This is a genomic window from uncultured Porphyromonas sp. (assembly GCF_938046015.1).
Classification (GTDB): Bacteria; Bacteroidota; Bacteroidia; order Bacteroidales; family Porphyromonadaceae; genus Porphyromonas.
The window spans coordinates 1-13,244 of sequence record NZ_CALIXW010000040.1; the positions used below are offsets into that span (position 1 = coordinate 1).

At 56.6% G+C, this 13,244-nt stretch carries 9 protein-coding genes and 2 pseudogenes; 4 read left to right on the forward strand and 7 right to left on the reverse strand.

The genetic code is table 11. The features are described from left to right. Positions 1–203 precede the first annotated feature (203 nt). The 4 genes and pseudogenes from Q0248_RS05345 to Q0248_RS05360 all read right to left on the reverse strand — a co-directional run. Positions 204–536, reverse strand: a complete 333-nt coding sequence (locus tag Q0248_RS05345) for a hypothetical protein (protein WP_299320541.1) — start codon at positions 534–536, stop codon at positions 204–206. A 59-nt stretch (positions 537–595) separates the two neighbouring features. Beyond that, entirely contained in the window at positions 596–1,066 is a 471-nt protein-coding gene (locus Q0248_RS05350; RefSeq protein WP_299320542.1) for a hypothetical protein, read from the reverse strand. A gap of 54 nt (positions 1,067–1,120) precedes the next feature. Next, positions 1,121–1,567: a hypothetical protein gene (locus tag Q0248_RS05355; protein ID WP_299320543.1), complete on the reverse strand. Its 447-nt coding sequence runs from the start codon at positions 1,565–1,567 to the stop codon at positions 1,121–1,123. 31 nt (positions 1,568–1,598) lie between these two features. Further along, positions 1,599–1,743: pseudogene (locus tag Q0248_RS05360) on the reverse strand (nucleotidyl transferase AbiEii/AbiGii toxin family protein); the annotation flags it as partial. A gap of 499 nt (positions 1,744–2,242) precedes the next feature. On the opposite strand from Q0248_RS05360, the gene Q0248_RS05365 reads away from it, so the two are divergent. The 3 genes and pseudogenes from Q0248_RS05365 (at position 2,243) to Q0248_RS05375 (ending at position 7,593) form a co-directional block, all read left to right on the forward strand. Further along, positions 2,243–4,495, forward strand: a complete 2,253-nt coding sequence (locus Q0248_RS05365; RefSeq protein ID WP_299320544.1) for a cation:proton antiporter — start codon at positions 2,243–2,245, stop codon at positions 4,493–4,495. Positions 4,496–4,544: 49 nt separating this feature from the next. Next, positions 4,545–6,600, forward strand: a pseudogene (locus tag Q0248_RS05370) (alpha amylase C-terminal domain-containing protein). Between the two features lie 48 nt (positions 6,601–6,648). Continuing rightward, positions 6,649–7,593: a ribose-phosphate pyrophosphokinase gene (locus tag Q0248_RS05375; RefSeq protein WP_299320545.1), complete on the forward strand. Its 945-nt coding sequence runs from the start codon at positions 6,649–6,651 to the stop codon at positions 7,591–7,593. 131 nt (positions 7,594–7,724) lie between these two features. Here the strand turns inward: Q0248_RS05375 and Q0248_RS05380 are convergent, their stop codons facing one another. The 3 genes from Q0248_RS05380 to gyrA form a co-directional block, all read right to left on the reverse strand. After that, the gene (locus Q0248_RS05380) at positions 7,725–8,183 is read right to left on the reverse strand and encodes a hypothetical protein (protein ID WP_299320546.1); all 459 of its coding nucleotides are present in this window, start codon (positions 8,181–8,183) and stop codon (positions 7,725–7,727) included. Between the two features lie 363 nt (positions 8,184–8,546). After that, positions 8,547–9,887 (reverse strand): hypothetical protein, encoded by a 1,341-nt coding sequence (locus Q0248_RS05385; protein WP_299320547.1) that lies wholly within the window; start codon positions 9,885–9,887, stop codon positions 8,547–8,549. A gap of 30 nt (positions 9,888–9,917) precedes the next feature. After that, positions 9,918–12,533, reverse strand: coding sequence for a DNA gyrase subunit A (gene gyrA, locus Q0248_RS05390; protein ID WP_299320549.1), 2,616 nt, complete (start codon positions 12,531–12,533; stop codon positions 9,918–9,920). 407 nt (positions 12,534–12,940) lie between these two features. Between gyrA and Q0248_RS05395 the strand changes: the two genes are divergently transcribed. Continuing rightward, a partial coding sequence (locus Q0248_RS05395) for a GIY-YIG nuclease family protein (RefSeq protein WP_299320550.1) occupies positions 12,941–13,244 on the forward strand: 304 nt, incomplete at its 3' end.

The following is a 13,244-nucleotide window of genomic DNA, read 5'->3' on the forward strand; positions in this document are numbered from 1 at the left end:
GTCGATGGAGTAGGTGCTGGGGGACTTGGAGCGAAGAGTTCTCTCCTGCCCTGAGTCCGTCTGTGAGGAGCACGATAGCCCTAGCGCAAGGAGGGCACTGGCATACAGTAGGCTTGTTCGCATAGGCTATCAGGTATAGCTATAGACTAAGGTCTGATTGGATGAATAGGGAAGATAATTGTCATGGACATCTGCATCGAGAGCTAGACGACATCAGCTTCTGTAACAACTCGACAAGATATCTTCCTACCCAAGATACACTTAGCCCGTTGGAGATCTTCAAGTTCTCCAGCCAAAACAACAGCGTTATAAGATCCCGTGGATAGGATGAATTCGGATACATGCAGATAGTATTCATCAAGAATGTCCTCTAGAGGATACTGCAGACATTCCCCTTCATCTAGTTTGAACCTTATAGGCATCCTAAAGCATGTATCCCCTTCATCCTCTAGATCACGATAAATACCCTGTTCGATAGACTGATAACATAAAGGTATAGTGTATGCTTCACCATCTAACAGTGTTATTTCTTTCATTACGATGTTCTATTAATTGTATGATGTCTTTAGTAGCACGCCTCTGAGAAGCTAACTAGCTATATCATTTGCCAAGGTTCCAATACTCCCCCTTCCTCGGCGAACCAACGGAAGTACATTGTAAGTGAATCTGCATCTTCATCATCTAAGAGTTTATCATAACTCATCGTAGAGTTGAGCTTGCCTGCCTTAGGTTCATAGGTTATCCTTAGACTAGAGGGAAGCTCTCGTCCATCATCTTGAAAGCTTGCTCGTATTTTCTGAGCGATCGCATTACCTTTTGAATTCAACCTCCTCTGATTCTCATCAGAGACATCAATTTGTTTTATGGTAGCATATTCATTAAGCTTATGCTTAAGCGATAGGCACTCGTTAATCTTGAAAAACACCAAGTATTGGACTGGTCGTTCAAGATAGATGTAGATATAGATACAGTCTATGTCCGAACTATATCCCGTATACTCCAATGCATTGTGTAGTGCATCTTCTATGAGATGCGTAAAATTCTTATCAAAGTCCGTTGTTGCCATATTAATTGTTGGGGATGATTACTTTCTCATGAGGTTATCCTTCGATTTTGTAATCTAGCTTGAAACCATTAGGCCTAAATCTCCCACTCCTAGTAATACAATCATGGTTTCTGGGCCTCTTAAATTATCGCCGGCAAGAAGCCCAAAGTAGAACACGTACTTACACATTATGATAACAAAAGGCGTTATCATTTCATCTGCTATTTCCATTCTATACGATATATACCCCGTGCTAGCATATACGGTCCTTTTTAGAAGCCCTAGCTTGTTCGCAATAGACTCGATCGTTCTTAATGGGACACCCTTGATATTAGGATATGTCAATCCAAAAGCAACAAACTTCTCAGATTTATTCTCTTTGTATATGTATATATGCTCTACGGTTTCGTCAATTCTAATACAAATAAAATCCTCTCGATGGAAAGGTTGTGGTTGATTTAGCTCTAAGACACTCTTTCCGTTTACTGAAATTTCCATCACTTTGTTTTCTTTGAATTGCAAATTTCTATTTCCCCTACTTAATCAGGTCTTCGATATCCACAGAATAACGAGACCTATCTTGATGAAAAAGATTCATCGCCGTTTCTCCATGAACAGCAAATTCTTTAATCCTAATAGACAGAAGGCATGACGCGTATGAGCAAGGTTACCGACTGGTGGTACTGCTGGCTATTCATAAAAAGCTCCTTTTGACAGAGCTGATAACCACCCCAGGCTTACCGATAGCGCATCAGGAGTTGAGGGCTATAGCCTTGGTCATGTAGCCTGCTCAAGAAGAAGAGCCCTCCCTTCTGGCCAAGCTAAAGCAGCTGGTTCATCTTTGACTGTCTATGTACACCCATAATTTATCTCTATTCCTTTTTATCAACCATAAAGATAGACAATTGAAGGATGCTAGAAGACTACTACGCCTTCAAGGGCTGGACTGGGATCAAGAGCATCCATCAGCTTACCCGTAGGCAAGTCGATCACGCGCGTACAGATGCTGCTGGCCAGGCTCAACCCGATACCACTCCTCGACCTCGAGCTCTAGTAAGGGCATACACTATTATGGGTCAACCCTGGGCAAATTGCTTGTTCTTCACGCCGTGACGCCAAGAATGCGTATCTTTGAAGTTAGTAAGAGACGCCTAGCACGGACTGAGCGTTAGGACGGAACAAGAAAGAAGGAGATATATGCCCAAGCAAAGAGGTCTCTGGCCTTTTGTATTCTACATCATCGTACTGCTAGCATCGGTAGCAGCCCTCTGGGGCACGCTACGGCTAGGCGGAGGTCTTGCCGAGAGCAGCACCCCGCAGCTGGCAGCAACGAGCGGAGCGAGGGCCTTCGATGACTTCACCGCTAGCGTACAGCACCACTTGCAGTCTACCATCGGGCTGCTGCTGATCCAGATCTTGGTGATCCTGATGGCTGCGCGCATGATGGGCTGGATCTTCCGCAAGCTACGCCAGCCCGCCGTCATCGGCGAGATCGTAGCTGGGATCCTCCTAGGCCCCTCCCTCTTCGGCCGCCTAGCCCCCGAGGCCTTCACCACGATCTTCCCCTCGGAGAGTCTACCGAATGTACAGCTGCTGAGCAACTTCGGTCTCATCCTCTTCATGTTCGTCGTCGGCATGGAGCTCCGCCTAAGCGACATCCGCCGCCAGCTCAAGGGCAGCCTCATCATCAGCCACAGCGGCATCTTCCTCCCCTTCGTCCTCTCCCTCCCCCTTAGCTATACCATCTATACCGAGTACGCCGCGAGCTATACGGGCTTCGTCCCCTTCGCGCTCTTCATCGGTATCGCCATGAGCATCACGGCCTTCCCCGTGCTGGCACGCATCATCCAGGAGAACAATCTACTACGTACTCACCTCGGCAAGCTCTCGCTCTCGACAGCCGCCGCGGGCGACATCACCGCCTGGCTGATGCTAGCGGCGATCATCGCCATATCGGGTAGCGGAAGCCTGCTCTCCACGGGCTACAACCTCCTCTTCCTCATCGTATATCTACTGCTGATGTTTGGGCTGATCCGCCCGCTCTTCCGTGCTGCAGGTAAGGTCTACAACAATACGGAGGTCATTAGTCATGGTATGGTCGGGGTGATCTTCATCCTACTGCTGCTCTCCTCTATCATCACTGAGCTGCTGAGCATGCACGCCCTCTTCGGCGCCTTCATGCTCGGGCTCGTCATGCCCGAGGACCTATCCTTCCGTAAGATCATCACGGACAAGGTCGAGGACGTGGCGCTACTACTCTTCCTCCCCCTCTTCTTTGTCTCCAGTGGTCTGCAGACCGAACTGGGCCTCATCGACAGCCCCGAGATGTGGATTCTCCTTGGACTCTTCACGCTGGTGGCTGTGGTGGGGAAGGTCGGTGGCACCTACATCGCAGCACGTGCCTGTGGCGAGTCACCGAAGAATAGCATATATCTCGGAGCCTTCATGAATACTCGTGGGCTGATGGAGCTCGTCGTACTGGGCATAGGCTACGAGATGCGGATCCTACCTCCTGCCATCTATGCCGTCCTAGTGCTGATGACCGTAATCACTACGGTGATGACGATGCCTATGGTGCACTTCATCAACTGGGTCAATAAGATCCTAGAGCGTCGCCATGACCGCATCGAGCAGCTGGATAAGGCCTCGGGGCTCAAGGTGCTGCTCTCCTTCGGGCGTCCAAGCTCGGGCGTCACGCTGCTACGCCTGACGGACCAGCTACTACGCCGTGGCGAGGTACATCCTCACGTCACGGCCCTGCACATCACGACCGACCAGGACATCAACTCTATAGACGCAGACAAGTACTTCGCCGATAGCTTCGGCCCCATCCTTGCCGAGGCGGAGCAACTTGCCCAGCCCATCGAGACCTCCTATCAGATCTCGGACAAGGTAGAGAGCACCATCCTCACGAAGCTCGTGCAGGAGCGCTACAACCTGCTCATCGTCGGGGCAGGCGTACGCTTCTCCTCCGAGGCAGACGACCAGGAGGCTGTATCAATGCGTGAGGAGATGCGCCGACGCGTCGGAGCCTTCTCCGTGCACACGACCGAGGCCCTGCTGTCCATCCACGGCATGCTACGCGACAAGATGCAGTTCTTCATCGATCGTGCACCCTGTTCGGTAGGGATCCTGGTGAGCCGCTGCTTCGAGACGCCCAGGGAGATCGTCCTCTATCTAGCTCGACAAGAGGATCTGCGTATGCTGCCCTATGCCCGCACCATGGCGCAGAACAACGGCACGCAGCTGCAACTCGTCGTCTCCGAGCAGCTGCAGCATGAGGGCCTCACGCTCCACGAGGGCGAGCGCATCGTCAGCCAGCAGCTGCAGACCCTCCCCGAGGGCTGCGAGCTGGCGATCATCAGCGGCGAGCTATGGCAGGATACCTTCGAGCGCAATAAGGCGCTCCTAGCTAGTCTCCCCTCGACACTCATACTGAACATCAAGTAACGACTATACTCACTCACTGAAGTCCCTCAGGTGGGACACACGAAAGCCTATGACAAAGATCGCAAGCAATGACCCCTGGCTCAAGCCCTACGAAGAGCGCATCCGTCGCCGTATGGAGTTCACCCATGCTCGTGAGCGCTCGTTGACCCAGGGCGGAGATATATCGCTAGAGCAGTTCGCCGATGGCTACCTCTACTATGGACTACATCGTGACGAACGAGGCTGCTGGACCCTACGCGAGTTCCTTCCCGGGGCCCAGAGCGTCTACCTCATCGGCCTGATCGTTATCGGCCCAGAGCGTCTACCTCATCGGCTCCTTCAATGACTGGCAGGTCATGTCGGTCTGGAAGCTCAAGCGCATCGACGACTACGGCAGCTGGGAGATCAAGGTAGCCGAGCAGGCCCTCAAGCATGGCGACCACTACCGCCTCTTCGTGCACTGGGGCCATGGCTGTGGGGAGCGTATCCCCGCCTGGGCTACCCGCGTAGTGCAGGACGAGCAGACGGGCATCTTTAGTGCACAGGTATGGGATCCCAAGGAGGCCTACACCTTCAGCCACGCCCGCCCTAGCCGCAGCGGGGAGCCACTGCTGATCTACGAATGTCATATCGGGATGTCCTCCGAAGAGGGTAAGGTGAATAGCTACGAAGCCTTCCGCACGGACGTGCTGCCTCGCATCGCAGAGCTAGGCTACAATGCCATTCAGATCATGGCCGTGCAGGAGCACCCCTACTACGGCTCCTTCGGCTACCATGTATCGAACTTCTTTGCCCCCAGCAGCCGCTTCGGCACGCCGGACGAACTGAAGGCACTCATCGACGAGGCGCACCGCCTCGGGCTACGCGTTATCATGGACCTCGTCCACAGCCATGCGGTGAAGAACGAGGTCGAGGGCCTAGCGAAGTACGACGGCTCGCGTACGCTCTTCTTCCACGAAGGGCCCCGCGGGGAGCACCCTGCCTGGGACTCGCTCTGCTTCGACTACGGGCGCAACAACGTCGTACACTTCCTCCTCTCCAACTGCAAGTACTGGCTCGAGGTCTTCAACTTCGACGGCTTCCGCTTCGACGGCGTCTCCTCTATGCTCTACTACAATCATGGGCTCGGGGAGAACTTCACCTCCTACGCTGACTACTTCAACGGGCATCAGGATGCCGAGGCTATGGCCTACCTGACGCTAGCCAATAAGCTTATCCACCAGATCCACCCCGAGGCCATCACCATCGCCGAGGAGGTCAGTGGTATGCCAGGTCTGGCGGCACCTATCGAGGATGGTGGCTTCGGCTTCGACTACCGTCTGGCGATGAATATCCCCGACTTCTGGACGCAGCTCATCAAGGAGCGCCCCGACGAAGCCTGGGCGCCTGGAGCCATCTGGCACGAGCTGACGAACCGCCGCGAGGACGAGCAGACCATCAGCTACGCCGAGAGCCATGACCAGGCCCTGGTAGGAGACAAGACCCTCATCTTCCGCCTAGCGGATGCCGATATGTACTGGCACATGAGCCATCTGTCGCGCAGCATCACCACCGACCGCGCCGTCGCCCTGCACAAGCTCATCCGTCTAGCTACGGCCTCGACGATGAACGGCGGCTACCTCAACTTCATGGGCAACGAGTTCGGTCACCCCGAGTGGATCGACTTTCCCCGTGAGGGCAATGGCTGGTCCTACCACTACGCTCGCCGTCAGTGGAGCCTAGCGGAGAACAAGGACCTACTCTACCACGACCTGCAGAGCTTCGACCACGCGATGCTCGAGCTGCTCAAGTCGCACCAGGACTTCGCTAAGCTCAAGCTCACGCAGTACTGGTCTCACGATGAGGATCAGGTGCTGGCCTTCGGTCGCGGTGACCTCCTCTTTGTCTTTAATTTCCACCCCACGCAGTCGCACACCGACTACCGCCTCCCTGTGCCCGCTGGCAGCTATCACATTGTCCTCGATAGCGATGCTGCGGCCTTCGGTGGCTACGAGCTTGTCGACGACCAGCTAGAGCACCTGACGCAGCCCCTCCCCGAGGAGCAGCAGGCAGAGCTCCCCAGCGGCCTCGAGGAGCTCTCCCTCTACCTCCCCTCTCGTGTCGCACTCGTACTACGACGCCAGTAACCCTTATAGGCACGCCCTATCCCTTACCGCTATAACCCTATACACATCATGAGTATTGATACTAAGAACGTAGCCATCTTTGCTGGCTCGGCATCGCTTGACCTCGCGGCTAAGATCGCCGAGGGGCTCGGCATTAACCTCGGCGACATGCAGGTAGAGCACTTCGCCGACGGAGAGTTCTCTGTCTACTACAAGGACAGCATCCGTGGCAAGGATGTCTTCCTCGTGCAGTCGACCTACCCCTCCTCCGACAACCTGATGGAGCTGCTGCTGATGATCGACGCTGCTAAGCGCGCCTCGGCACACTACATCGCTGCCGTCATCCCCTACTTTGGCTGGGCCCGTCAGGATCGTAAGGACAAGCCTCGTGTATCGATCGGTGCTAAGCTCATCGCTGACCTGCTCAGCGTGGCTGGGGTGACGCGCCTCATCACGATGGACCTGCATGCCGATCAGATCCAGGGCTTCTTCAACGTGCCCGTCGACCACCTCTATGCCTCTACGGTCTTCGTCGACTATCTACGTAAGAGCTCGGACCTAGAGAATACGGTCATCGCTACGCCTGACGTCGGTGGTGCCAAGCGTGCTAACTCCTACGCGAAGTTCCTCGGGGTACCCATGGTGATCTGTCATAAGAGCCGTGCCAAGGCCAACGAAGTCGCCGAGATGACCATCATCGGTGAGGTCGAGGGCAAGGATGTGATCCTCGTAGACGACATCGTCGACACGGCTGGGACGATCTGTAAGGCTGCTGACCTGATGATCAAGAACGGAGCCCGCAGCGTCCGCGCTATCGCTAGCCATGCCGTGCTGAGCGATCCTGCTACGGAGCGTATCAATGCCTCTGCCCTGAAGGAGATCATCTTCACCGACTCCATCCCCTTGCGCAAGCACTCGGACAAGATCCGCATCGTCTCTACGGCGAGCGTCTTCGCTGAGGCCATCAAGCGCGTGATCAACCACGAGTCGATCAGCATCCTCTACTCGCTCTAGGCTTATTCCTGAGCGGCTAAGCCTGCCCTCTTGGTAAGGGCTAAGGATAAAAAGGGCGAGCCCCGAGGCATCCACTAGGATACCTCGGGGCTCGCTTCTTTATATCTAGGTGAGGCGCGGAGCGCTCGTGCTTACTTCTTATCGCACTTCTTGCCTGCCTTGTTGCACTGCTGAGCATTCTGCTTGTCGCACTTCTGCCCTTCCTTGCAGCACTGCTGGCCGTTCTGCTTGTCGCACTTCTGTGCATCCTTGCTGCACTGCTGGCCGTTCTGCTTGTCGCACTTCTGACCTTCCTTGCAGCACTTCTGGCCGTTCTGCTTGTCGCACTTCTGGCCATCCTTGCTGCACTGACCGCCCTTCTTGCAGCTAGCGTTCTGAGCCTTGGCAGCGTCCTGGCCGCAAGTGCAGGTCTTACCTTCCTTAGCGCAGGTACAAGCCTTAGCGCCCTCGGTGTGGCAAGCGCAACCCTTGCCCTTCTTGGTGTCGCAGCTCGCTTCCTTCTTGGTGGGCTCAGCCTTAGTAGGGCTTTGTGCATAGGCGCCGAGGCTGATGGTGAGGACGGCAGCGAGTGCCAATAGATACTTCTTCATCTCTGTAGGTGATGTTTGTGAGGTTAGATATTGTGTTACTTTGGGCGCTCGCAGGACCCAGACCAAGCCTTAGCCTTGCTGGGCGTCCGTATGAGATAACGCTCTAGGCGGGCATTTAGTTCACTCCTACCTCTATTTCCCCTAATCTTATCGCAAACCTTGCGAAGTGCTGCTAAGCGCTCGGCCTAGATCTAGCCCAAATCTAGGCCTGAGCTAAGGTGGCAGTCTCGCCCGCACCTCCATAGTCTCACGCGGAGCAGGGACAAAGAGAAAGCCACGCCTCGGGAGAGACGTGGCTTCCAGCCCTGAGGGGCAGGGCTCGACCCTGTTCTGCGCCGAGTCGAGTCCGCTCAGATCAGGTGTTTACTTGCGCTTAGCGGCCTTCTTGGCGGGAGCAGCCTTCTTAACGGGCTGTGCTGGAGCTTCAGCTGCCTTAGCCTCAGCGGCAGGCTTGGAGAAGTCGATGGACTCGATGAGTGCCGTGAGGTCACCCAGCTTGGGCTCACCTACCTCGAGCGTACCGTTGTCGACCGCAGCCTTCTTGTCCTCCTGCTTCTGCTGGTAGTAGACGCTACCGAGAAGCCCCTTGACATTGTCGGGCATCGTCTTGTAGGCGATCTCCAGAGCAGGGATAGCTGCCTTGAGGAGGTCGTCGGCTACCTTAGCCTCAGCCTGGGTGATGTTGGGGTTCTCGTACATCTTAGCCGCAGCGTTGTAGAGGGCCTGACCGAGGTAGAGGTTCGCATTGCCGTCAGCGGGGTTAGCCAGGGCGCTCTTGTAGTACCAGCCGAGGGCCTTCTTCAGGTCGGTGCGCTCGTAGTAGTTACCCATCATGAGCAGCGCCATAGCGTCCTTGGGATTGGCAGCCAGCTTGCTCTCGAGGTACTTCATAGCCTCCTCGCCCTTGTTCTGATTCTGATAGATGGTGACGATGTTGGCCACGAAGAAGGGGATCTCAGGTGCGAGCTTGTCCCCCTCGATCAGCACGGGGATAGCGCCGAGGCTGTCCTTAGCATTGAGGTAGGAGGCAGCTACCATCTGCAGGAGCTCCTTCTTATTGGTCGCGATGTCGCCGTACTTCTTGTAGAGCTCGACCGTCGTGGGATGCTCCCCTGCGGTGTAGGCCGAGGCGATGGCGTAGTAGGCGATGTTCATCGCGTTGGAGTCAATAGCTGCTACATCTTTGTCCTCAGCGAAGAGGGGCGAGCGCTTGACTTCGAGGAACTTGCCGAAGGCGTCCGCAGCGTGTGCGTAGTCCTTCTTCTCGAAGTAGTAGGAGCCAGCGTTGATGAGCTGCTGGTAGTCGGTGTGGAGGGCTTCCTTAGCCTTCTTGACGTACTTCAGCGACACCTTACCCTTATCGTCGGGCTGGCTCTCGAGCTGGTAGAGCTGCATCCACGCGGGGACGACAGCGACCAGGGCGGTGAACATAGGTGCCTGGTCGGCCTCCTTGTTCAGCAGCGTCTTCTTCTGCTCAGCGGTGAAGTGCTCACGCTCGATGAGACCAGCGACGTACCAGGTATAGGGGTCGTTCTTCGTCTCATCGTTAGCCAGAGCCTCCTTGATGAGGCGGCGTGCTTCGGCGAAGTCCGCCTTATCACCAGCGCCAGCGATCTTCTCCGCTGCCTTGACATTGGCCACCTGAGCATAAGCTCCTGCTGCGCTCATCAGACCGAGAGCTACAGCGCACAGTAGTTTCTTCATTGTGGTTTCTCTTTAATGATAGTGTGATGTTTACTTATTGAGGTCTTCGTCCATAGCTCTGTCGAGCAGCTCCTGGGGGAGCTGGTCCTGAGTGGCTGAGCCCTCAGCGAGCTCGGGGGCTACGGACGTAGCTGTTGGGTCTAGTTCCTCAGAGAGCTCAGGCTCGTCCTCCTCGGTCAGCACGCGGCAGACAGAGGCGATCTCGTCGCCACGCTTCTTGAGGTCGATGATGCGTACCCCCTGGGTAGCGCGTCCCTGCACGCTGATGTCGCGGGCATGGACGCGGATGGTGATGCCGCTGCGGTTGATGATCATCAGGTCGTGCTCATCGGTGATGGCGCTGAAGGCTACCAGCTCACCCGTCTTGTCGGTGATGTTGAGCGTCTTGACGCCCTTGGTGCCGCGGTTGGTCTTGCGGTAGTCCTCGACGAGGGAGCGCTTGCCATAGCCCTGCTCGCTGACCACGAGGATGGTCTCCTCGGTGTCGGCCTCGACGGCGAGCATCCCGACGACCTCGTCGCGGCCGTCCTCGTCGAGCGTCATACCACGCACGCCCATAGCATTACGCCCAGTGGCACGTACGGCATCCTCGGCGAAGCGCACGGCGCGGCCGTTGCGATTGGCGATGAGCACCTCCTTGCGCCCGTTGGTCAGCGCGACATCCACCAGCTGGTCGCCCTCGGCGAGGTTGATGGCGATGATCCCGTTGGCACGGGGGCGGGAGTAAGCCTCCAGCAGGGTCTTCTTGATGACCCCGCGCTTGGTGCAGAAGAGCAGGTAGTGCGAGCTGACGAAGTCCTGATCCTTTGTCAGGTTCTTGACGCGGATGAAGGCATTGACGCGGTCCCCAGGCTCGAAGTTGAGGAGGTTCTGCAGGGCACGGCCCTTGGCGTTCTTCGCCCCCTCGGGGATCTCGTAGACCTTGAGCCAGTAGCAGCGGCCCATCTGCGTGAAGAGCAGCATCGTGGCATGCATCGAGGCCGAGTAGATGTACTCGATGAAGTCCTCGTCGCGCGTGTCGCTGCCCTTGGCACCAACCCCGCCGCGCGCCTGGGAGCGGAATTCGCTCAGCGGCGTACGCTTGATATAGCCGTGGTGCGAGATGGTGATGATCATCTCGTCGTCGGCGTAGAAGTCCTCGGGATTGAATTCCTCAGCTGCGTAGATGATCTCGCTGCGACGCTCATCGGCGTACTTCTCCTTGATATCCAGCAGCTCCTCACGGATGAGGGCGGCACGCAGCTCCTTGTCGGCGAGGAGTGCCTTGAGGTGCGCGATCTCCTTGACCAGCGCCTCGTACTCGGCACGCAGCTTGTCACGCTCGAGGCCGGTGAGGGCACGCAGACGCATATCTACGATAGCGCGTGCCTGCAGGAGCGAGAGGTTGAAGCGCGCCATCAGCTGCTCGATGGCCTCCTGGGGCTCGCTAGCGGCGCGGATGATGCGGATGACCTCGTCGATATTGTCTACGGCGATGATCAGCCCCTCGAGGATGTGGACGCGCTCCTCGGCCTTACGCAGGTCGTACTGCGTACGGCGGTAGACGACGTCGTGGCGGTGCTCGATGAAGTGATGGATCAGGTCGCGTAGGTTCAGTAGCTGGGGGCGACCCTGTCGGTCCTCGGGGCGCTGCTTGACCAGCGCGATGTTGTTGACGCTGAAGGAGCTCTGCAGCGCCGTCATCTTGTAGAGCTTGTTGAGGACGACGCCCGAGTTGGCATCGCGCTTGACGTCGATGACAATGCGTATGCCCTTGCGGTTCGACTCGTCGGCAATCCCCGAGATGCCGTCCAGCTTCTTGTCATTGATCAGGTCGGCGATGCTCTTGACGAGCTCGGACTTATTGACCTGGTAGGGGATCTCGGTGACGATGATGCGCTCGTGATTGTTGTGCACCTCGATCTCGCAGCGGCTGCGGATGATGATGCGACCACGGCCGGTCTCGAAGGCCTCACGTACCCCAGCATAGCCGTAGATGAAGCCTCCCGTCGGGAAGTCGGGGGCCTTGATGTAGTTCATCAGGCCAGCCACGTCGATCTCGCCCTTGCTGTCGATATAGGCGACGCAGGCGTCGATGGACTCGCCGAGGTTGTGCGGAGCCATATTGGTGGCCATACCTACGGCGATCCCTGCCGAGCCATTGACCAGGAGGTTGGGGAAGCGCGCGGGCAGTACCGTGGGCTCCGTCGTGGAGTCGTCGAAGTTATTCTGGAAGTCTACCGTATCCTTCTCGATGTCGCGCAGCATCTCGCTGGCGAGCTTATTCAGGCGCGACTCGGTGTAACGCATAGCAGCGGGCGAGTCCCCGTCGATGGAGCCGAAGTTACCCTGTCCCTGGACGAGGGGGTAGCGGAGGTTCCACGGCTGAGCCAGGCGTACCAGCGTCCCATAGATGGAGGAGTCCCCGTGGGGGTGATAGTACTTCATCACCTGCCCGACGGCGCTGGCGCACTTACGCGTAGGCTTGTCGTAGGTATTCCCGTCTTCATTCATTGCATAGAGCACACGACGATGTACGGGCTTGAAGCCGTCACGCACATCAGGCAGAGCACGGGAGACGATGACCGACATAGAGTAGTCTATGTAGGCCGACTTCATCTCGTCCTCGATCGTGATATCTATGATCCTATCTTCGCGATCCTGCATGCTTAATCTTAATACCTTATTATAATAGCTATCAGTGCAAAGCCCTCTAAAGCTCTACACTACCAAGGCTCTAAATTACGAAAAAAGCCGCAGCCCCCCAAATCCTCCGCTCCGAGGCTCCCCGCCCCGCTCCCCCTCCCCTGAGGGCGCTCCCGAGGGATAGCCCTTAGCCTCGCTGAGGGATATCCCTCACCCCCGCTGACCGATATCCCTCAGCCGCCCGACTGACGTCTCTCGAGGAGCTGACTGATACCCCTCGCCGCACCCCTGCGCTAGGCAGGCGGGCGGTCAAGTAATCCACGCCATCAGCCCCCACCCTACTGACGTGCACCTCCTGAGGCAGGAGGGAAGAATTCGTACCTTTGCAGCAGTATCCCCACACCTCCACGCCCTAGGACGCTACCCGCATGACGCTCGACGAACTACGTAAGATCCTCCCCACCCTCCCCGAATCCCCTGGCTGCTATCTGTACAGAGGTAGCGAGGGGCAGATCATCTATGTGGGCAAGGCGAAGAACCTACGCCGACGCGTCAGCAGCTACTTCCAGCGCGAGGTGCAGAGTGCCAAGACACGCCTCCTGGTGCGTCAGATACGCAGCATAGAGTACGTCGTCGTGGGTAGCGAGGCCGAGGCCCTCATCCTTGAAAACTCGCTGATCAAGGAGCACCAGCCCCGCTACAACATCCTCCTCAAGGACGACAAGACCTACC